Annotated in this window: 19 protein-coding genes; 11 read left to right on the top strand and 8 right to left on the bottom strand. The window is 60.3% G+C overall.

Annotated features, from left to right (window positions below; all coding sequences use genetic code 11):
- Positions 1–24: 24 nt before the first annotated feature.
- A complete protein-coding gene (locus tag QNH97_RS06360) occupies positions 25–1,212 on the bottom strand; it encodes an aminotransferase class V-fold PLP-dependent enzyme (protein WP_283556084.1) in 1,188 nt (395 codons plus the stop codon).
- 18 nt (positions 1,213–1,230) lie between these two features.
- Positions 1,231–1,467: a DUF3820 family protein gene (locus tag QNH97_RS06365; RefSeq protein ID WP_025212254.1), complete on the bottom strand. Its 237-nt coding sequence runs from the start codon at positions 1,465–1,467 to the stop codon at positions 1,231–1,233.
- Positions 1,468–1,672: 205 nt separating this feature from the next.
- Here QNH97_RS06365 and QNH97_RS06370 point away from each other — a divergent pair, with 205 nt between their 5' ends.
- The 4 genes from QNH97_RS06370 to QNH97_RS06385 all read left to right on the top strand — a co-directional run bounded on the left by QNH97_RS06370 (position 1,673) and on the right by QNH97_RS06385 (position 5,478).
- Positions 1,673–2,140: a ferritin-like domain-containing protein gene (locus QNH97_RS06370; RefSeq protein WP_283556085.1), complete on the top strand. Its 468-nt coding sequence runs from the start codon at positions 1,673–1,675 to the stop codon at positions 2,138–2,140.
- Between the two features lie 271 nt (positions 2,141–2,411).
- On the top strand, positions 2,412–4,412 hold the full coding sequence (locus QNH97_RS06375; protein ID WP_283556086.1) for an FUSC family protein: 2,001 nt from the start codon (positions 2,412–2,414) through the stop codon (positions 4,410–4,412).
- The gene (locus QNH97_RS06380; protein WP_003198565.1) at positions 4,399–4,605 is read left to right on the top strand and encodes a DUF1656 domain-containing protein; all 207 of its coding nucleotides are present in this window, start codon (positions 4,399–4,401) and stop codon (positions 4,603–4,605) included. Before QNH97_RS06375 ends, QNH97_RS06380 begins: the two co-directional genes overlap by 14 nt.
- A 9-nt stretch (positions 4,606–4,614) precedes the next feature.
- The gene (locus QNH97_RS06385) at positions 4,615–5,478 is read left to right on the top strand and encodes an efflux RND transporter periplasmic adaptor subunit (RefSeq protein WP_283556087.1); all 864 of its coding nucleotides are present in this window, start codon (positions 4,615–4,617) and stop codon (positions 5,476–5,478) included.
- Between the two features lie 161 nt (positions 5,479–5,639).
- On the opposite strand, the gene QNH97_RS06390 is transcribed toward QNH97_RS06385, so the two are convergent.
- Both QNH97_RS06390 and QNH97_RS06395 read right to left on the bottom strand, forming a co-directional pair.
- Positions 5,640–6,110: a MaoC family dehydratase gene (locus QNH97_RS06390; RefSeq protein WP_283556088.1), complete on the bottom strand. Its 471-nt coding sequence runs from the start codon at positions 6,108–6,110 to the stop codon at positions 5,640–5,642.
- Between the two features lie 42 nt (positions 6,111–6,152).
- A complete protein-coding gene (locus tag QNH97_RS06395) occupies positions 6,153–7,097 on the bottom strand; it encodes an alpha/beta hydrolase (protein ID WP_283556089.1) in 945 nt (314 codons plus the stop codon).
- A gap of 223 nt (positions 7,098–7,320) precedes the next feature.
- On the opposite strand from QNH97_RS06395, the gene fadD2 reads away from it, so the two are divergent.
- Together fadD2 and fadD1 are read left to right on the top strand one after the other, a co-directional pair.
- A complete protein-coding gene (fadD2, locus tag QNH97_RS06400; protein ID WP_283556090.1) occupies positions 7,321–9,009 on the top strand; it encodes a long-chain-fatty-acid--CoA ligase FadD2 in 1,689 nt (562 codons plus the stop codon).
- 369 nt (positions 9,010–9,378) lie between these two features.
- Positions 9,379–11,070, top strand: coding sequence for a long-chain-fatty-acid--CoA ligase FadD1 (fadD1, locus tag QNH97_RS06405; protein WP_283556091.1), 1,692 nt, complete (start codon positions 9,379–9,381; stop codon positions 11,068–11,070).
- Between the two features lie 232 nt (positions 11,071–11,302).
- On the opposite strand, the gene QNH97_RS06410 is transcribed toward fadD1, so the two are convergent.
- Positions 11,303–11,680 (bottom strand): hypothetical protein, encoded by a 378-nt coding sequence (locus tag QNH97_RS06410; protein WP_283556092.1) that lies wholly within the window; start codon positions 11,678–11,680, stop codon positions 11,303–11,305.
- Between the two features lie 196 nt (positions 11,681–11,876).
- Here QNH97_RS06410 and QNH97_RS06415 point away from each other — a divergent pair, with 196 nt between their 5' ends.
- From QNH97_RS06415 to def, 3 genes are all read left to right on the top strand, one after another.
- Positions 11,877–12,068 (top strand): CsbD family protein, encoded by a 192-nt coding sequence (locus tag QNH97_RS06415; RefSeq protein WP_283556093.1) that lies wholly within the window; start codon positions 11,877–11,879, stop codon positions 12,066–12,068.
- A gap of 175 nt (positions 12,069–12,243) precedes the next feature.
- Positions 12,244–13,194 (top strand): YihY/virulence factor BrkB family protein, encoded by a 951-nt coding sequence (locus QNH97_RS06420; protein ID WP_283556094.1) that lies wholly within the window; start codon positions 12,244–12,246, stop codon positions 13,192–13,194.
- The gene (gene def, locus QNH97_RS06425; protein WP_283556095.1) at positions 13,191–13,730 is read left to right on the top strand and encodes a peptide deformylase; all 540 of its coding nucleotides are present in this window, start codon (positions 13,191–13,193) and stop codon (positions 13,728–13,730) included. Before QNH97_RS06420 ends, def begins: the two co-directional genes overlap by 4 nt.
- Before the next feature lie 42 nt (positions 13,731–13,772).
- On the opposite strand, the gene QNH97_RS06430 is transcribed toward def, so the two are convergent.
- Together QNH97_RS06430 and gntR are read right to left on the bottom strand one after the other, a co-directional pair.
- Positions 13,773–14,195, bottom strand: a complete 423-nt coding sequence (locus QNH97_RS06430; protein WP_283556096.1) for a GNAT family N-acetyltransferase — start codon at positions 14,193–14,195, stop codon at positions 13,773–13,775.
- Positions 14,196–14,537: 342 nt separating this feature from the next.
- Entirely contained in the window at positions 14,538–15,569 is a 1,032-nt protein-coding gene (gntR, locus tag QNH97_RS06435; protein WP_283556097.1) for an HTH-type transcriptional regulator GntR, read from the bottom strand.
- Between the two features lie 215 nt (positions 15,570–15,784).
- Here gntR and QNH97_RS06440 point away from each other — a divergent pair, with 215 nt between their 5' ends.
- On the top strand, positions 15,785–16,318 hold the full coding sequence (locus QNH97_RS06440) for a gluconokinase (protein ID WP_283556098.1): 534 nt from the start codon (positions 15,785–15,787) through the stop codon (positions 16,316–16,318).
- A gap of 91 nt (positions 16,319–16,409) precedes the next feature.
- Complete coding sequence (locus tag QNH97_RS06445) at positions 16,410–17,762, top strand: GntP family permease (protein WP_283556099.1); 1,353 nt, start codon at positions 16,410–16,412, stop codon at positions 17,760–17,762.
- A gap of 156 nt (positions 17,763–17,918) precedes the next feature.
- On the opposite strand, the gene alaC is transcribed toward QNH97_RS06445, so the two are convergent.
- Positions 17,919–19,136 carry an alanine transaminase gene (gene alaC / locus QNH97_RS06450; protein WP_283556100.1) on the bottom strand — a complete coding sequence of 406 codons (1,218 nt, stop codon included), beginning with the start codon at positions 19,134–19,136 and terminating at the stop codon, positions 17,919–17,921.
- Positions 19,137–19,218: the final 82 nt, after the last annotated feature.

Here is a 19,218-nt window from a genome sequence, read left to right on the forward strand (position 1 = left end):
CGGGAGCAAGCTCCCTCGCCACAACTATGTTCGGCTCAATTCCAGCAGCGCCTGGACCAACCGCTGGATATCACTGGCCAGGGTCGTCAGCCCCGGTGTGATACGGATGCACGGCCCCACGCTGGTGTGGCGCACCACGGTGAAGATCCCATAATCATTGAGCAATCGATCGGCCATCGCCTGCTGGTCCGTCTGGGCGGTGAAGCGCATCGAGGTAATGCCGCAATACAGGCTCGGATCGTCCGGAGTCATGACTTCGATGCCCGGTACATCCCGCACGGCGTTCACCCACAGGTCCCGTAGATACTTGAGCCGCGCGCCCTTGGCCGCAGCGCCGCCCAGGGCATAGTGTTCCTCGAACACCAGGGGCAGGGTCAGCAGGGCCGGGATATTGGGCGTGCTGTGGGGTGTGCGCGAACGAATGTCGGTGACGGGATAATGCCCTTCGTCCATGTCCGGATCGATGTCGGCCAGCCGCTGCGGCGCAATGTACAAAAAACCCAGGACCAGGGGCCCGCCGATCCACTTCTGCAAATTGAACCCGGCGAAGTGAATGCCGAGTTTCTGGATGTCGAAATCGATCTGCCCCAAGGCATGGGCCCCATCGAGAATGATATCGACGTCAAACTCACGCGCGGTCTCGGCGATGGCCTGGACCGGCATCACCAGCCCGGTGAGGTGGTTGACGTAGGTCAGCACCATCAGCTTCACGCGAGGGTGGTCAATGAACGCTTTGCGATAGGTGCCCACCAGGCTTTCCAGGCTGGCGGGGTGCTGGTGGACCAGTTCGATCACCTCGGCGCCACGCTGTCGGGCGAGCCAGTACATCGCGCTTTTGACCGCGGCGTATTCCAGGTCACAGACCAGCACCTGATCGCCCGGCTTCAGCTTGTTGTAGTTGCGGATCAAGGTTTGCAGGGCGTCCACCGCGCTGGTGGCCATCGCCACGGTTTGCGGTGATACGTGGATCAGTTGCGCCACCTGGCGGCGAATCGCTTCGCCCTGTTCCTGGTCGAAATGCTGGCGCACATACACCGAATTGCTGCGGTTGATGAAGGCGATATTGCGCTGGTATTCCTCGACCACGGTTCGTGACATTCGCCCGAAATAGCCGTTTTCCAGGTTGAGCGGCCCCTCGGTGTCGACCTCATAACGGCCGACATAGATCTGCCAGAAGGCTTCATCGTGGGCGCGCAGGGTGTTTTCGGGCATGGGAGGTGGCTCAATCAGTCAATGGCGAGGCTTGGGTTTGCCGTGCTTGGCGCGCAAGGGGTCGAGCAGATCCGACAGGCCGTTGTGGTCGATTTCCTGCATCAGCGCCAGTAAACCGCCCAGTTCCCCGTGGGGAAAACCTTCGCGGGCGAACCAGTTCAAGTATTGGCCGGGCAGGTCGGCGAGGATTCGCCCCTTGTATTTCCCAAAGGGCATCTGGCGTGTGACCAGCAGTTCGAGCTTTTCCGGGTTCATGGCAATCGTCTTGATTCAAACAGCTTGGAAAATACAGGCATTCTGCATGCAGGCCAAATGACAGATCATGCAAATAACGCGGATACAGATTTCAGTAATTATGCTAAGTAATTGATTTTAAATTGAATTTTAAGTGCGATTGGGCTGGCACGACCGATGCAATATCCCTTGCAGGTTTTCTATTCACCCGCAAAGGAACTGAAAAATGACCGACATTAATAAAGAATCCATTTCCGTCCTGAATGACCTGATCGAGACCAGCAAAGATGGTCAGGAAGGCTTCAAGACCTGCGCCGAAGACATCAAGCACCCAGAACTCAAGTCGCTGTTTGTCCAGCGCGCCGCCGATTGCGCCACCGCTGCTGCCGAACTGCAAGCTGCCGTTCGTGCGCTGGGCGGCGACCCGGAAACTTCTACCAGCGTAGCCGGTGACCTGCACCGCCGTTGGGTAGACGTGAAATCCATGTTCACTGGTAAGGACGAGGAAGCGGTGCTCAACGAAGCCGAGCGCGGCGAAGATCACGCCCTCAAGGCTTACCGTGAAGCCCTGGAGAAGATCACTAAGCACAACCTGGTGGGCATTCGTGATCTGGTTGAACGTCAGTACCATGGCGTGCAACGCAACCATGACCAGGTCAAGGCCCTGCGTAACCAGGCGCGCGCCCGTTCTTAAACGCGCCCTGAACTAAAAAAACGCCAGCTTGCCTGGCGTTTTTTTGTGGCAAAGATTTACCTGTGGCGAGGGAGCTTGCTCCCGCTGGGCTGCGCAGCAGCCCCAAAGCGAGGGTCGCTTCGCAACCCAGCGGGAGCAAGCTCCCTCGCCACAGGTGTGTATTTCTTGACAACATCTATGGACTCACATAGTTAGCTAGCTAATAATTACGCCAGCCAATCCCCCCGTATTGCATCTATCGTTATCGCATTCCCAGAAAGAGTTTTTTCGCGTGCCCATTACCCTCCAGGCCTTGTTCGCCCCCGACCGCCTCGCTGTGCAATTCGCCATCAAAACCGTACTGGGTGGCGGACTGGCGCTGTGGCTGGCGTTGCGCTGGGGGCTGGAACAGCCGTCATGGGCGCTGATGACCGCGTTCATCGTCGCCCAGCCGTTGTCCGGGATGGTGGTGCAGAAAGGCTTGGCGCGTTTGCTCGGCACGCTGGTGGGGACGGTCATGTCGGTGGTGTTCATGGGCCTGTTCGCCCAGGCGCCGTGGTTGTTCCTGCTGGCGCTGGCACTGTGGCTGGGCCTGTGCACCGCCTGTTCGACGCTGTTGCGTAGCGCCTGGTCCTATTCATTCGTACTGGCCGGGTACACGGTGGCGATCATCGCGTTGCCGGCCATTGCGCATCCGCTGGCGGTGTTCGATCAGGCCGTGGCGCGCTGTACCGAGATCAGCCTGGGGATTGTCTGTGCCACGGCGGCCAGTGCCTTGCTCTGGCCGTTGCGGGTCGAGCGGCAATTGGCCGGTCAGGCCCGTGCCGCCTGGCAGAGCGGCATGCAGGCGGCCCGGGCCACCCTGGCCGGCGATGCACAGGCCCGTAAAGGATTGCTGGAAATCCTCGGCAAGATCGTCGCGGTGGATGCCCAGCGCGAACACGCCTGGTTCGAAGGAGGCCTTGGCCGGCAGCGGGCTCGGGCCATCAGCGGGTTGAGCCAGAAGTTGTTGATGCTGCTGCGCCTGTCCCGCTCGGTGCGCCGCCAATGGCAACAGCTCGAACCCGAGGAGGCCGAGGCCCTCCAGCCGTGGATGAGCGAAGTGCAGCAAGCCCTCGCTGCCGACAGCGCGACCCTGCAAGCCTTGCGTCCCCGGGTATGGGATGCGTCTCATGATCCACAGATCAGCTCGGCGCAAAGTTATTGCCTGGCCCGTTTCGCCTTGTTGCTCGACACCGCTCTGGCCGCCTGCGCCGCGTTGACGGCCGTGCAAGAGGGCCGAGAGGCGACGGACCCGCCGCGAACCCTGGCGCCTCACCGTGATCTGTCCCTGGCCATGGTGTTCGGTGCCCGCAGCGCCTTGGCCTTCCTGGCTGTGGCCTGTTTCTGGCTGGCGACGGCCTGGCCCGCCGCCTCGGGCGCGCTGGTGCTCACCTGCGTGGTGTGCAGCCTGTTCGCCAGTCGCGAAAACGGCGCGCAGATCGGCATGAGCTTCCTGCGGGGCATCCTGTTGGCGGTACCGACGGCGTTTGTAATCGGTGAGATCGTGCTGCCGCAGTGGAGCAGCTTCGCGATGCTCTGCATGGCCATGGGTGTGCCGTTGTTTTTCGGGGCGCTGGGCATGGCCAAGCCGCAGATATTCGCCACGGCCACGTCGTTCTGCCTGCATTTCGTGGTGCTGGTGTCGCCGCTCAACGCCATGAAATACGACGTCGCGACCTTCTTCAACAACGCCCAGGCCATGATGATTGGCGTCGGTGCGGCGGTGCTGGCGTTCAATCTGCTGATTTTGCGCGACCCGGCCTGGCACAGCCGCCGCTTGCTGGCCGCGACCCTCCACGATCTGGTGCGCCTGACCCGGCGCAATCTGCGCGGCGCCGAGAGTTGGTTCGGTGGGCGCATGGCTGACCGCCTATTGCAACTGGCGCGGCATTATCCCGAGCTGCCGGTGCCGGCGCGCAGTCGTTGGGATGATGGATTGCTGGGCTTGGACGTAGGTGATGAGCTGCTGCATTTGCGCCTGAGCCTGGCCGTCGCCCAAGTGCCCGATACCCTGGCCCAGCGCCGTTACTTCGAAACGTTGGAGCACGTGCTCGAACAAGGCCCGGTCGGTAGTCAGGCCGATGCACTGGCCCCGGCGAGCGCTGAGTTCCTGAAAGTGTTGTCGACGCAACCGTCCGGTGATGCGTTGAAGCTGGCCAAGGGTGCGGTGGTGCAATTGCAGAACAGTTGGCGTGCCTGGTGCCGCCAGCACGAACCTGAACGACAGGAGCACAGCCATGGGCTTGCGTGAGTGGTCGATCGGCGGGGTGTTGCTCAGCCCGTTCCTGATTTATGTGGTGCTGGCCTTGCTGGTGACCGGTGCGCTGCGCCTGTTGCTCAGCCTGGTGCCGGCCGGGCGCTGGATCTGGCATGAAGCCTTGTTCGACTGCGCCCTGTATGTCTGTGTCCTGACTGTTATTACCGTGGTCCTCGGGCCGCTATAGGAGTTGAACATGCGTACCTCCGTACGTGTCGCCGTCACGCTGGGCGTGGTGGTCGTGGCGATCTTCGCCGGTTTTCATTTGTGGCAGTACTACATGCTCACGCCGTGGACTCGCGATGCGCGGATTCGCGCCGATGTGGTGGTGATCGCGCCCGACGTGTCGGGTTGGGTGCGCGAGCTCAAGGCTGTGGATAACCAGGCAGTCAAGGCCGGTGATCTATTGCTGAGTGTCGATCGCGAGCGTTTCGAGGCTGCGGTGGAGAAAGCTCGGGCGGTGGTCCAGACCCGTCAGCAGCAATTGAGCCTGCGCGAACACGAAGCCAGTCGTCGCGCTGCCCTGGGGCCCCAGGCCATCAGTGCCGAGCTGCGGGAGAATGCCCAGATCAACGCCGGCATCGCCCGGGGCGAACTGCGTGAAGCCCAGGCTGAGGCCAAGGTCGCCGAGCTCAATCTGACTCGCAGCAAGGTCCTGGCCCCGCGCAGCGGCCACATTACCAACCTGCGCCTGGCCGAAGGCAATTACGTGAACGCCGGACAACCGGTCATGGCGCTGATCGATGATTCGACGTTTTATGTGCAGGCCTATTTCGAAGAAACCAAGCTGTCGAGGATTCGTGTGGGCGACCCGGTCAAGATCTGGCTGATGAGCGCCGACCATGCGCTGGGGGGGCATGTCGAAAGCATCAGCCGCGGTATCACCGACCGCAACACCAACCCCGATGCGCAGTTACTGGCGGAGGTTGAGCCGACCTTCAACTGGGTGCGCCTGGCCCAGCGGATTCCGGTTCGGATCAAACTGGACAAGGTCCCGGAAGGGGTGAGCCTGAGTGCGGGGATGACGGCGAGTGTGCAGGTGCAGGAAGACCATCAATAGTTGCCGCGCCGCGTTCCCTGTGGCGAGGGAGCTTGCTCCCGCTGGGGGCGAAGCCCCCCAAAAAAAGCCACCGCATTTGAACTGATCAAACGCGGTGGCTTTTTTTACGACGGCTTCGCCGCCGAGCGGGAGCAAGCTCCCTCGCCACAAGTGAGTCTCTCTCAGCCGACGGTAATCGCCGGCAACGTCGGCAACGTCACGGTCTGTTGCTTGCGTGGTGCAAGGATTTCGGCCTCGCCATCCACCACCAGCTCATCGCGCTGGTTGAATACACGGGTGGCGATGCGCACACGAAACTTTGGCAGTTTTTCCAGGATTTCCAGGCGCACGGTCAGGGTGTCGCCAATTTTCACCGGCTTTTGAAAAGTCATCTGCTGGCCGATATAAATGGTGCCCGGCCCAGGCATCTCGCAGGCCACCGCCGCGCTGATCAGTGCACCGCTGAACATGCCATGGGCAATGCGTTCCTTGAACATGCTCGCCGCAGCGAATTCGGCGTCCAGGTGCACCGGGTTGTGGTCGCCCGACATAGCGGCGAACAGCTGGATGTCGCGCTCTTCGACGGTCTTGCTGTAGCTGGCGGTCTGGCCGACTTCAAGGGCTTCGTAAGGAATGTTGGTAACCTGGGTCATCTGTTTCAGATCCTGTGGGGATAAAGGAAAACGCTGAAAAACTTACTCGCTGCGTGGCGGCCGTTTATGGCTCAGGGCCTGGGCAATCCAGGCCAGCACGTCGGCCGTCACTTCAGCGCGGTTGGTTTCGTTGAACAGTTCGTGCCGCGCCTGCGGATAAATCTTCAATTGCAGGTGCTGGCTGCCGGCCTCGCGCAGTGCGTTGGCCAGATCCTTCAGACGCTTGCCTTCACTCACCGGATCACATTCGCCGCCGATGACCAGCAACGGCAGGCCTGGATCGATCTGGGCGAGATTGGACGCTTTGCTGATTTGCTGCAAGCCGCCGAGCAGGTCGATCCACAGCTGATTGGTGCAGCGAAAGCCGCACAACGGGTCGTGGATGTATCGATCGACTTCGGCCGGGTCGCGGCTGAGCCAGTCGAAGGGGGTCCGTGTTGGTTTGAATTTCTTGTTGAAACTGCCGAACGACAACCACTCGATCAAGGCGCTGCGCCCCGTGGCGCCCTGGCGTCGGCGCTCGAGGCGGGCGATCAGGCGGGCAGAGCGATAGAGCGCCACCGGTTGAAAGTTCGAGCCGCTGAGAATTGCCCCGTGCAGGCTGGCGCTGTGGTGCAGCAGGTACCCCTGGGCGATGTAGCTGCCCATGCTGTGGCCCAGCAGCACAATGGGAGTATCGGGATGTTGCTGGCCGATGTGCTGGTTGAGACTGGCCAGGTCGCCGACCACTTTGATCCAGCCATCCTCGTCTGCAAAGTGGCCGAGCATCGTTTCTTCGCCGGTCTTGCCATGGCCGCGCAGGTCCGCCGCGTAGACGCCATAGCCGTTATCGCACAGTGCCTGGGCCAGGCGCGCGTAGCGGCCGCTGTGTTCAGCCATGCCATGGGCCAGCATGATCACTGCTTCAGGCGCCGATTCGGGCAACCACTCATTGACGAACAGGTGGCTGTGGTCGGTCGCGGTCAGCATGAACGTTTGGTGGATCATGGCGATTCCTTTGCACAGAGTCATACGCAGTGTGCTGCATTGTATAGCGCATCCGCTGCGTCTCGCCTGATCAGGCTACGCCGTGGCAGGAAGATTCACACAATCTATGACGCAGGTCGCCATATTTGCCTGATTGGCCATAACTGCTAGTGTCCCAAGAGCTCCGCCTCTACAAGCGACACAGAAGCGGCCCGGATACGCTCAGGTAAAGAGGACAAAAACAATGCAGCCTGATTTCTGGAATGACAAACGCCCGGCCGGCGTCCCCTCGGAAATAGACCTGGGGGCCTATAAGTCGGTAGTCGAGGTGTTCGAACGTTCCTGTAAGAAATTTGCCGATCGTCCGGCGTTCAGCAACATGGGCGTGACCCTCACCTATGCCGAGATCGAGCGCTACAGCGCCGCGTTCGCCGGTTACCTCCAGGCCCACACCGACCTCGTCCCTGGCGATCGCATCGCGGTGCAGATGCCCAATGTCCTGCAATACCCGATTGCCGTGTTCGGTGCCATGCGCGCCGGGCTGATCGTGGTCAACACCAACCCGTTGTACACACCGCGGGAAATGCGTCATCAGTTCAAGGATTCCGGCGCCCGGGCGCTGGTGTACATGAACTTGTTCGGGCAGAAAGTCCAGGAGGTGCTGCCCGACACCGACCTGCAATACCTGATCGAAGCAAAAATGGGCGACCTGATGCCCACCGCCAAGGGCTGGCTGGTCAATACGGTGATCAGCAAGGTCAAGAAAATGGTCCCGGACTATTCGTTGCCCCAGGCCATTTCATTCAAGAGCGCCTTGCGCATGGGCCGGGGCCATGGCATCAAGCCGCTGAAGGTCAGTCTCGATGACATCGCGGTGCTGCAATACACCGGCGGCACCACCGGGTTGGCGAAGGGGGCGATGCTGACCCATGGCAACCTGGTGGCTAACATGCAACAGACCCGGGCGTGCCTGGGCCAGGTCGGTGACGACGGTCATCCATTGCTGCGCGAAGGCCAGGAGGTGATGATCGCGCCGCTGCCGCTGTACCACATCTATGCCTTTACGGCGAACTGCATGTGCATGATGGTGACCGGCAACCACAACGTGCTGATCACCAACCCGCGGGATATCGCCGGCTTCATCAAGGAGCTGAAGAAGTGGCGGTTCTCGTTGCTGCTGGGGCTCAACACGTTGTTTGTGGCGTTGATGGACCACCCGGATTTCAAGACCCTGGATTTCTCCAGCCTCAAGGTCACCAACTCCGGTGGTACCGCGCTGGTCAAGGCGACTGCCGAGCGCTGGAAGCAACTCACCGGTTGCAGCATTGCCGAAGGTTATGGCCTGACCGAAACCTCTCCGGTGGCCAGCGCCAATCCGTATGGCGGCAAGTCCCGGTTGGGCACCGTGGGGTTGCCGGTGCCGGGGACGCTCATGAAGGTGATCAACGATGACGGCGTCGAGCAACCCTTTGGCGAGCGTGGCGAGCTGTGCATCAAGGGCCCGCAGATCATGAAGGGTTACTGGAACAAGCCTGAAGCCACGGCCGAAGTATTGGACAGCGAGGGCTGGTTCAAATCCGGGGATATCGCGGTGATCGACCCGGACGGCTTCGTGCGCATCGTCGATCGCAAGAAAGACATGATCATCGTCTCGGGCTTCAACGTGTACCCCAACGAGATCGAAGACGTGGTGATGGCCCACCCGAAAGTGGCCAGCTGCGCGGTGATCGGCGTACCGGACGAGCGTTCGGGGGAGGCGGTGAAACTGTTCGTGGTGGCGCGCGAGGCCGGCGTCAGCCTTGAAGAGCTCAAGGCCTACTGCAAGGAAAACTTCACCGGCTACAAGATACCCAAGCACATCGTGTTGCGAGAGTCGCTACCGATGACGCCGGTGGGCAAGATTCTGCGGCGGGAGTTGCGGGATATCGCCTGACGGCCAGAGAAGTCCAGGAGAAACCCTGTGGGAGCGAGCCTGCTCGCGATAGCGGTATATCAGTGACAGAGATGTTGGCTGATACACCGCCTTCGCGAGCAGGCTCGCTCCCACAGTTGTTTGTGTATTCAGGGGGCATTTAGCTGGGGCTTAGAATTTTTGCTCTAAAAATGACTATATAAAATTCATAAGTCATGTTTGTGACTGTAGGGGCTGCTTTTGGCTCTAGGCGACCCTTGGCAAAGCTGCTACTCTCGGCGCGCTTTTGTGACTTCTCGGCCTTGATCCAAGCCAGATTCACCAATAAACACACCAATAATAATCGCATCAAATGCGGTGAGAATTCGCGTTGCTGAGGAGTGGGCTTCCATGATTGAAGACTTTTGGAAGGATAAGTACCCAGCTGGGATTGCTGCCGACATCAATCCAGATGAGTATCCGAATATTCAGGCGGTGTTGAAGCAGTCCTGCCAGCGCTTCGCCGACAAGCCGGCATTCAGCAACCTCGGCAAGACAATCACCTATGGTGAACTCTACGAGTTGTCCGGTGCCTTTGCCGCGTATCTGCAACAGCATACCGATTTGCAACCGGGCGATCGAATCGCCGTGCAATTGCCCAACGTTCTCCAATACCCGGTCGCCGTGTTTGGTGCGATCCGTGCGGGTCTCATCGTGGTCAACACCAACCCGCTGTACACCGCGCGGGAAATGGAACACCAGTTCAACGACTCCGGCGCCAAGGCGCTGGTGTGCCTGGCGAACATGGCGCACCTGGCCGAGACCGTGGTGCCCAAGACCGGCGTCAAGCACGTCATTGTCACTGAAGTTGCCGACCTGCTGCCGCCGCTCAAGCGTCTGTTGATCAACAGCGTGATCAAGTACGTCAAGAAGATGGTCCCGGCTTATCACTTGCCCAAGGCCATCAAGTTCAACGACGTGCTGAGCAAGGGCCACGGCCAGCCAGTGAGCGAAGCCAACCCCACCAGCGACGATGTGGCCGTGCTGCAATACACCGGCGGCACCACCGGCGTAGCCAAGGGCGCGATGCTCACCCATCGCAACCTGGTGGCGAACATGTTGCAGTGCAAGGCGCTGATGGGTTCCAACCTCAATGAAGGTTGCGAAGTGCTGATCACGCCGCTGCCGCTGTATCACATCTATGCCTTCACCTTTCATTGCATGGCGATGATGCTGATCGGCAACCACAACATCCTGATCAGCAACCCGCGCGATCTCTCGGCAATGGTCAAGGAACTGTCGAAGTGGAAGTTCAGCGGTTTCGTCGGCCTCAATACGCTGTTCGTGGCCCTGTGCAACAACGAAGCCTTCCGCAAGCTGGATTTCTCGGCGCTGAAGGTCACCTTGTCCGGTGGCATGGCCTTGCAACTGGCAGCGGCTGATCGCTGGAAAGCCGTGACCGGTTGCCCGATCTGCGAAGGTTATGGCATGACCGAAACCAGTCCGGTAGCCACCGTCAACCCGATCCAGAAAATCCAGATCGGCACCATCGGCATTCCCGTTCCATCGACGCTGTGCAAGGTGATCAACGATGCGGGCGTCGAACTGCCATTGGGCGAAATCGGTGAGTTGTGTGTGAAAGGTCCGCAGGTCATGAAGGGTTATTGGCAGCGCCAGGACGCCACCGATGAGATCCTCGACAGCGACGGCTGGCTGAAGACTGGCGACATCGCGCTGATCCAGCCGGACGGCTACATGCGCATCGTCGATCGCAAGAAAGACATGATCCTGATCTCTGGTTTCAACGTGTACCCCAACGAACTGGAAGACGTGCTGGCGACGTTGCCGGGCGTGTTGCAATGCGCGGCCATCGGCATACCGGACGAGAAATCTGGCGAGGCGATCAAGATCTTCATCGTCGCCCGGCCGGGTGTCACCCTCACCAAGGAACAGGTGATGGAACACATGCGTGCCAACGTCACCGGCTATAAAGTGCCCAAGGCGGTGGAGTTCCGTGATGCGTTGCCGACCACCAACGTGGGCAAGATCCTGCGGCGCGAGTTGCGTGATGAAGAGCTGAGGAAGCTGGGGCTGAAGAGGTAAACGTCTTGTAGACAAAAGCCCCGCAGAAGCGGGGCTTTTTGTTGGGTGCTATTTCATGGAGCAGGATGCTTGTGTGGCGAGGGAGCTTGCTCCCGCTGGACGCGCAGCGGCCCCTTGTGGTGTGTCAGTTGGATCGAAGGGGGCTGCTGCGCAGCCCAGCGGGAGCAAGCTCCCTCGCCACAGGGAGCCATGTCCTCGGTCCAAACAGGAATCCAGTGCTTCTCGGGTCCGGTTACAACCTGAACTGCGCAAAGTCCAGGTTGGTACCCCCTGGCCGCATGTCCTGCAGGTAGGAATCCTTGTCGGCACTCAATTCCAGGCTCAGGGCCGCCTTGCGCTTGCCCTGGTTGCGCACTTCCAGGCCTTCCAGTTTCTCGCGCAGGAACACCGTTGGCACCTTCAGGTGCAGCAGCTCGTCGGTAGCCGGCGTGTGCAGCAGCAGGTGGATCCATTCGTACTGACCGATGGCCAGGCGCGCCACTGGGATATCGAACCAGAAGATGTTGCGGTTACGGTTCAATTCGCTGAAATGGCAGTTGTTGACGCCCAGTACGGCGCCGCCCAGTTCCTGGTTCCTGCGGGCGATAGCCAGCTTTTTATCGAGTTTCATAACGTTCCTACGGGATTGGAGCTTCGGGCCGCAGCCTGAATACGTGGGGCATTCTCGTGGGTTGATCGCCAAACATAAAGTGCAACCTGCATTCGACGATGAAATGTGCCGCTGAAAAAAATGAAACTCCCCGCAAACCGCCCCGGTCAACCCTTATGTAATGACTTTTCGTACAGCTGTTCACAGGAGAGACATCATGGGTAGCACGAGCGATAAAGTGAAGGGCGTTGCCAACGAAGCCGTCGGCAACATCAAGCAAGGCGTCGGCAAGGCCACCGACAATGACCGCATGCGCGCCGAGGGCTTGGTCCAGGAGAAAAAAGGTGAGGCCCAGCAAACCGTGGGCAAGGCCAAGGATGCCCTCAAGAAAGGCGTCGACGAGGCCTGACCGGCCTGTTGAAAAGGTGATTGGAACGGCCATCCGTGGGTGGCCGTTTTCATGTCGGCTCGAACTTGCACCGGGGAAATTGTTCCAAAGTCGCCAAACAGGTTACTTTTGTCCTGGATAACAACCCTATGAGTCGCCAAGCGACCTTCCTTTTCTGCGGCGAAAGGAGACGCACATGATGTTCCCGGCCTTGAAAGGCTTGCCCCTGCATCGTGTGATGATGCGCACCGTGACTGAGTTCGTCGACGACGAGATGTCGACCTACGCCTCGGCGTTGGCTTATCAGATGCTGTTTTCGCTGTTCCCCTTCATCCTGTTCCTGATCGCGCTGATCGGCTTCCTGCACCTGCCGGATTTCTTCTCCTGGCTGCGCCTGCAATCGGAGCTGGTATTACCACCCCAGGCCCTGGAACAGGTCAACCCGGTGATCGACCAGCTCCAGCAATCCAAGGGCGGGTTGTTGTCCGTGGGTATCGTCATTGCGTTATGGACGGCCTCCGCCGGTGTCCGGTTGATGATGAGCGCGATGAACGCCGCCTACGATGTGGTCGAGGGGCGCCCGGTCTGGAAGCGTTTTCCATTGTCGATTTTCTACACTATTGGCATTGCCGGCATGCTGCTGGCCGCGGCGGCGCTGATGGTGCTCGGGCCGCAGGTGATGGGGTGGATCGCGGCCCAGGTCGGGCTGGAGGAATTCATCGTCACGCTCTGGACCATCGTGCGTTGGCCGGTGATCGTGTTTTTATTGATGGTGGCCGTGGCGCTGATCTATTACGTGATGCCTGACGTGAAGCAGGAGTTTCGTTTCATCACGCCGGGGTCGGTGCTGGCGGTGGTGGTATGGATCATCGCGTCATTGGGCTTTGCGTTTTACGTCAAGACCTTCGCCAACTACAACGCCATGTATGGCAGTATCGGCGCGATCATTGTGTTGCTGCTGTATTTCTATATTTCTGCGGCGGTGCTGTTACTCGGCGCGGAGATGAACGCGGTGATCGAGCACATGTCTGCCGAAGGCAAGGACCGCGGCGAGAAGGTTGCCGGTGAACACGAAAAACAACATGTGTCGGGCCTTGGGCGCGACCATTCCATTCCTCTTCCCCACACTGACGAAGCCCGACCATGATTCGCGACATCCTGAAAATGGGCGACGAACGCCTGCTGCGCATCGCTGCGCCGGTGCCGGTCGAAATGTTCGACAGCCCGCAGCTGTGGCAATTGATCGACGATATGTTCCAGACCATGGAAAGCGTCGGCGGTGTCGGTCTGGCGGCGCCGCAGATCGGCGTGGACCTGCAGTTGGTGATCTTCGGCTTCGAGCACAGCGAACGTTATCCCGACGCCGAGGCGGTGCCCCAGACGATCCTGATCAACCCGTTGATTACCCCGCTAAGCCCCCTGATGGAAGAGGGCTTCGAAGGCTGTTTGTCGGTGCCGGGCCTGCGCGGGGCGGTCGATCGCTACCAGCACATTCGCTACGAAGGCTTCGACCCGAAGGGCCTGCCTGTCGTGCGCACCGCCTCAGGTTTCCATGCGCGGGTGGTGCAGCATGAATGCGATCACTTGATCGGGCGCTTGTACCCGTCGCGCATCCGTGATTTCAGCAAGTTCGGTTTTACCGAGGTGATGTTTCCCGACCTGGATCCCACCGCCGACGATTGATACTCCACCCCCGAACCCGGTGGGAGCGAGCTTGGATCTGTGTCAGGAAGAACGCTGCGGCTCCCACCCCATCGCAATCATCGGCTTGCTGCGGGCGTACCGGCTCAGGCGCTCAGCCATCGCATAAGGCAGCTCGGGATCGCAGCTGAACCCGCGCCGTTCATAAAAGCCGCGCAAGTCCGGGTGGCAGAACAGCCATACCTGCCCCTCGACACCTTGCACCGCTTCCGCGATCAACCGCGCCGCGATTCCTTGTCCGCGGTACGCCGGGTCGACAAACAACCCAGTCAACCAATGTCCACCCGACACCGGCCGCAGGCAAAGCGCCGCGACGATTTCATCGCGCCGTGCCACCCACAGCTGAGCTTCACGTACCGCTTTCATCGAGGATTGGTGGCCGCGATAAAACTTGTTCATCAGCGGCCAGAGCGGTTCTTCGAGCTGTGTGTAATGGATTTCAGACATGTCGGGAGTGCGGACGATAAGGGGGAGAGCGATTATAAAAGAACGAGGGTGTGGCGATAGGTGTATACCTGACTTCACATCCCGTATGACTGGAGTACGTATCATGGCCAAAGGCATGGATTCAAAAAAAGCGGCAAAGAAAAAACCGGCGAAGACTGCCGATGAAAAACGCGCTGACAAAAAGACCAAGAAGGTGAATCTGTTCGGTCATTGAACCGATAATTCCATGCCGCTACGGTGGGCCCCGGCTTTCAACGGCTGTGGATAAGAGGGGTAACCCGGGCGGCCAACCCTTGCCGTCGGACGGCATGGATCGACCGCATCCGTGTGCAGGAAGCAGGCTCAGGTGCTTTCGCGAACCTTGAGCTCAAACCCAAGGTCCACCACCGGCTGAGCGATGCGGTTACCCGCCATCAACGCCAGCATCTGCTCGGCGGCGCGGCGGCCGATGGCTTCCCGCGGCGTGCTGATGCTGCTCAGGCGCGGCACCATGTGGGCCGAGGCGGGCAGGTCGTTGAAGCCGAGGACCGACACCTGCTCGGGGATCTTGATGCCACAGCGCAGGGCTTCGAGCAGGGCGCCGTGGGCCAGGTCGTCGTTGCCGAAGAAGATCGCGTCCACGTCCGGATGACTGGCCAGCAATTGCAGGAACAACTCGCCGCCCAGGCCCACCGAGGAGGGGCGCGGTGTCAGCACTTCCAGGTCTGGGTCGTACAGCCCGGCCTTCTGCAAGGCGCCCCGGAATCCTTCGCCGCGCAACAGGGTGCGCTGGTCCAACTGCGCGCCGATGTAGGCCAGGCGCTTGCGCCCCTTGGAAATCAAGTGCTCGGCCGCCGTCTCGCCAGCCTTGAGCTGGGAAAAACCGACGCAATTGAGCCCGGCACCCGGGTCCAGTTCCATCATGTACACACAGGGAATATTGCTCGCCTCGACCATGCGTCGGGCGCTTTCGGTGCGGTCAAAGCCGGTCAGCAACAAACCACGGGGCTGATAGGCCATGTAGTTGCGCAGCAGGTCTTCCTCTTCGTCCCGGGAGTAGTGATAGTTGCCGATCACCACTTCGAAACCTTTTGGCCGCAGCACGCGATGAATGGCTTCCAGGGTGTCGATGAACAACAGGTTGGACAGCGACGGCACCAGCACCACCACCGAATGGCTCTGGGCCGAAGCCAGGGCACGGGCGGCGGGGTTGACCACGTAGTTGAGTTCCACGGCGGCCTGGCGAACTTTTTCCACCAGATCGGCGGCTACAGTGCTGACGCCACGCAGGGCACGGGAGGCGGTGATAGGGCTGACACCGGCCAGGCGTGCGACTTCATTGAGCGTAGGGCGACCGGTGGTGCGAGTATTCTTATCGTTTTTAGGGACGGTCATCAGGGCGGCTTGCCAAACAAAAATCAAGGCACTAAGGTAGCGCTGTCTCGACGCGTCTGCAAATGCGTGAGTGGGGTTTGCCTGAGCCCCGTCCGTTGGTGTCGTGAACGAACATGCTGCAACCACAAAAATGACAAGAAGGCGTCGGCAACTTCTGCTTTTGCTGCGGTGTCATAACTGGCAAAGGTAGCGCTGTCTGCGCGCTGAGGTGTTACATGACTAATCCCATCACCGCCCTGGTCATCATGGGCGTTGCCGGTTGCGGCAAAACGTGCGTCAGCCAGGCCCTGTGCCAGTTGAGCGGCGCCACCGCCATCGAAGGCGACACGTTCCATCCTGCGGCCAACATCGAGAAGATGAGCGCCGGTATTCCCTTGAACGACGACGACCGTGCCGGCTGGCTCGACAGCCTGTGCGACGAGTTGCGCCGTGTCGACGCCACGGGCGAGCGCCCGGTGCTGACCTGTTCGGCCCTCAAGCACAGTTACCGCGAGCGTCTGCGCAGCGCCTTGCCAGGGCTGGGCTTCGTATTTCTTGAATTGACCCCCGAAGTGGCCGCCGACCGCGTTTCCCATCGTCCTGGTCATTTCATGCCGTCGACCCTGATCGACAGCCAGTTTGCCACCCTTGAATCCCCTGTCGGCGAGCCCCTGACCCTGGCTCTGGACGCGTCCAGCCACAGCGTCGATGAGTTGGCTCATCAGGCTTATGCCTGGTGGCTGGAACACGGATTGAAGCTGGCCAGTTGAGCTTCAACACATTTGCGTCAGAAAGATAGCGCTGTCCCGATGGCTTACAAATAACTGCTTCAATAACAACAACAAATCAGGAGACACCCCCATGTTTGGCATGTCCCACGAGTCGTTTCTGCTGCTTGATGCAGTGGTCACGGTGATCGGACTTATCGTCCTTATCACCAAGTTCAAGTTGCACCCATTCATTGCGCTGACCATCGCCGCCGCGTTCCTCGGCCTGACGTCGGGGATGCCGACCGGCACCATCATCAAGGCCTTCCAGGACGGCTTTGGTGGCGTGCTGGGCTTTGTCGGCATCATCCTGGCGCTGGGCACGATGCTCGGCAAGATGATGGCTGAATCGGGTGGGGCCGATCAGATCGCCCAGACGTTGATTCGCGCTTTCGGCAAGGACAAGGTGCAGTGGGCCATGATGTTCGCCGCGTTCCTGGTGGGCATTCCGCTGTTTTTCGAAATCGGCTTCGTGCTGCTGATCCCACTGGTGTTCATCGTCGCGCGCCGCACCGGCGTGTCGATCATCAAGATCGGTATCCCGCTGCTGGCCGGTCTTTCCGCGGTCCACGGCCTGGTGCCGCCGCACCCGGGGCCGCTGCTGGCGATTGGTGTGTTTGGCGCCGACATCGGCAAAACCATTCTCTATGGCCTGATCGTGGCGCTGCCAACGGCCATCATTGCCGGGCCGATCTTCGGTACGTTCATTGCCAAATACATCCCCGGCCATCCGAATCAGGAACTGGTGGATCAACTGGCGCGCGAAACGGATACCGCTGATCTGCCGAGCTTCAGCATCACCCTGATCACCGTGCTGTCGCCGGTGTTCCTGATGCTGCTCAAGACTTTCGCTGACGTGGCGCTGCCGGAGGGCAATATCTTCCGCGCCTGGATGGACATGATCGGTCACCCGATCTCGGCGTTGCTGCTGGCCTTGTTGCTGTCGCTGTACACCTTCGGCTACAAGCAGGGCATTGGTTCCAACCAGATGCTCAAGTGGCTGGATGCGAGCCTGGCGCCGACCGCCGCAATCATCCTGATCATCGGTGCCGGTGGTGGCTTCAAGCAAATGCTGGTCACCAGCGGTGTGGGCGACGTGATCGGCCACATGGCGGTGAACGCGCAGATATCTCCGATCCTGCTGGCCTGGCTGGTGGCGGCGGTGATCCGCGTGGCGACCGGTTCGGCCACGGTAGCGACCATTACCGGTGCCGGGATCGTGGTGCCAGTGGTGGGGATGATTCCAGGTGTGAACCGTGAGTTGCTGGTCCTGGCGACCGGTGCCGGTTCATTGGTCCTGTCCCACGTCAACGATGCGGGCTTCTGGCTGGTCAAGCAGTACTTCAACATGACCGTGGCGGAAACCTTCAAGACCTGGACCGCGATGGAAACCATCCTGTCCGTGGTGGCGCTGGGCTTTATCCTGCTGTTGTCGCTGGTGATCTAAGCGCAGCAGAACATTTGTGGCGAGGGAGCTTGCTCCCGCTCGACTGCGGAGCAGTCGCAACCGGCCACCGCGATTCATTAGAATGCAGCGGTGGGCGCATTGGGGCCGCTTCGCGGCCCAGCGGGAGCAAGCTCCCTCGCCACATTGGTTTTCGTATCAGCTGTTGGGTTTGTGTACCAACCCATCCGCCCTGAACATCCCGCGAATTCCGCGCACTGCCTGGCGGATCCGGTCCTGGTTTTCGATCAGCGCAAAGCGCACGTGATCATCCCCGTATTCCCCGAACCCCACCCCCGGCGAGACGCAGACCTTGGCCTCGGCCAACAGCTTCTTGGCGAACTCCAGCGAGCCCAGGTGTGCATAGGCCTCGGGAATCTTGGCCCAGACGTACATCGACGCCTTGGGGATTTCCACCATCCAGCCCAGCTCATGCAGCCCCTTGACCAGCACATTGCGGCGCTGGCGGTATTGCTCGGCGATGTCGCGCACGCATTGCTGGTCGCCTTCAAGGGCCGCAATGGCCGCCACCTGCAGCGGGGTGAAGGTGCCGTAGTCGTGGTAGCTCTTGATTCGCGCCAGGGCGTTGACCAGTTCCGCGTTGCCCACCATGAAACCGATGCGCCAGCCGGCCATGTTGTAGCTTTTGGACAGGGTGAAGAACTCCACGGCAATGTCTTTCGCGCCGGGCACTTGCATGATCGACGGGGCTTTCCAGCCGTCGTAGACGATGTCGGCGTAGGCCAGGTCGTGAATCACCAGCACGTCGTACTGCTTGGCCAGGGCGATGACCCGTTCGAAGAAATCCAACTCCACGCATTGGGCGGTGGGGTTGGACGGGAAACCGAGGATCATCATCTTTGGTTTCGGAATCGACCCGCGAATGGCCCGCTCCAGTTCGTCGAAGAAATCCACCCCGGGCACCAACGGCACCGAACGCACTTGGGCGCCAGCGATCACCGCACCGTAGATGTGGATCGGGTAACTGGGATTGGGCACCAGCACCGTGTCGCCCTGGTCCAGGGTCGCCAGCATCAGGTGCGCCAGGCCTTCCTTGGAACCGATGGTGACGATGGCTTCGGTTTCCGGGTCGATGTCCACTTCATAGCGGTCCTTGTACCAGCGCGAAATGGCGCGGCGCAGGCGCGGGATACCTTTGGAGGTGGAGTAGCCGTGGGTGTCTTCACGCTGGGCGACGGTGACCAGTTTTTCCACGATGTGTGGTGGCGTGGCGCCGTCGGGGTTACCCATGCTCAAGTCGATGATGTCTTCGCCACGCCGACGCGCAGCCATCTTCAGCTCGGCAGTGATATTGAATACATACGGGGGGAGTCGATCGATGCGCGCAAAGCGGCGCGGCGAACCTTGTTCGGCCATTGTTGCCTCGAAATACGTGAGCGCCCGGAACCGTCCGAGCGACGTTGGCCACTGCGGTGGCCTGCGGCGGAAGATAATGGGG

The sequence above is a fragment of the Pseudomonas sp. G2-4 genome (genome assembly GCF_030064125.1).
In the GTDB taxonomy this organism is placed as follows: Bacteria; Pseudomonadota; Gammaproteobacteria; order Pseudomonadales; family Pseudomonadaceae; genus Aquipseudomonas.

Bases quoted from the DNA above. Each gene is read 5' to 3' on its own strand.
- QNH97_RS06360 (WP_283556084.1), bottom strand. From the start codon at position 1,212: ATGCCCGAAAACACCCTGCGCGCCCACGATGAAGCCTTCTGGCAGATC.
- QNH97_RS06365 (WP_025212254.1), bottom strand. From the start codon at position 1,467: ATGAACCCGGAAAAGCTCGAACTGCTGGTCACACGCCAGATGCCCTTT.
- QNH97_RS06370 (WP_283556085.1), top strand. From the start codon at position 1,673: ATGACCGACATTAATAAAGAATCCATTTCCGTCCTGAATGACCTGATC.
- QNH97_RS06380 (WP_003198565.1), top strand. From the start codon at position 4,399: ATGGGCTTGCGTGAGTGGTCGATCGGCGGGGTGTTGCTCAGCCCGTTC.
- QNH97_RS06385 (WP_283556087.1), top strand. From the start codon at position 4,615: ATGCGTACCTCCGTACGTGTCGCCGTCACGCTGGGCGTGGTGGTCGTG.
- QNH97_RS06390 (WP_283556088.1), bottom strand. From the start codon at position 6,110: ATGACCCAGGTTACCAACATTCCTTACGAAGCCCTTGAAGTCGGCCAG.
- QNH97_RS06395 (WP_283556089.1), bottom strand. From the start codon at position 7,097: ATGATCCACCAAACGTTCATGCTGACCGCGACCGACCACAGCCACCTG.
- fadD2 (WP_283556090.1), top strand. From the start codon at position 7,321: ATGCAGCCTGATTTCTGGAATGACAAACGCCCGGCCGGCGTCCCCTCG.
- fadD1 (WP_283556091.1), top strand. From the start codon at position 9,379: ATGATTGAAGACTTTTGGAAGGATAAGTACCCAGCTGGGATTGCTGCC.
- QNH97_RS06410 (WP_283556092.1), bottom strand. From the start codon at position 11,680: ATGAAACTCGATAAAAAGCTGGCTATCGCCCGCAGGAACCAGGAACTG.
- QNH97_RS06415 (WP_283556093.1), top strand. From the start codon at position 11,877: ATGGGTAGCACGAGCGATAAAGTGAAGGGCGTTGCCAACGAAGCCGTC.
- QNH97_RS06420 (WP_283556094.1), top strand. From the start codon at position 12,244: ATGATGTTCCCGGCCTTGAAAGGCTTGCCCCTGCATCGTGTGATGATG.
- def (WP_283556095.1), top strand. From the start codon at position 13,191: ATGATTCGCGACATCCTGAAAATGGGCGACGAACGCCTGCTGCGCATC.
- QNH97_RS06430 (WP_283556096.1), bottom strand. From the start codon at position 14,195: ATGTCTGAAATCCATTACACACAGCTCGAAGAACCGCTCTGGCCGCTG.
- gntR (WP_283556097.1), bottom strand. From the start codon at position 15,569: ATGACCGTCCCTAAAAACGATAAGAATACTCGCACCACCGGTCGCCCT.
- QNH97_RS06440 (WP_283556098.1), top strand. From the start codon at position 15,785: ATGACTAATCCCATCACCGCCCTGGTCATCATGGGCGTTGCCGGTTGC.
- QNH97_RS06445 (WP_283556099.1), top strand. From the start codon at position 16,410: ATGTTTGGCATGTCCCACGAGTCGTTTCTGCTGCTTGATGCAGTGGTC.
- alaC (WP_283556100.1), bottom strand. From the start codon at position 19,136: ATGGCCGAACAAGGTTCGCCGCGCCGCTTTGCGCGCATCGATCGACTC.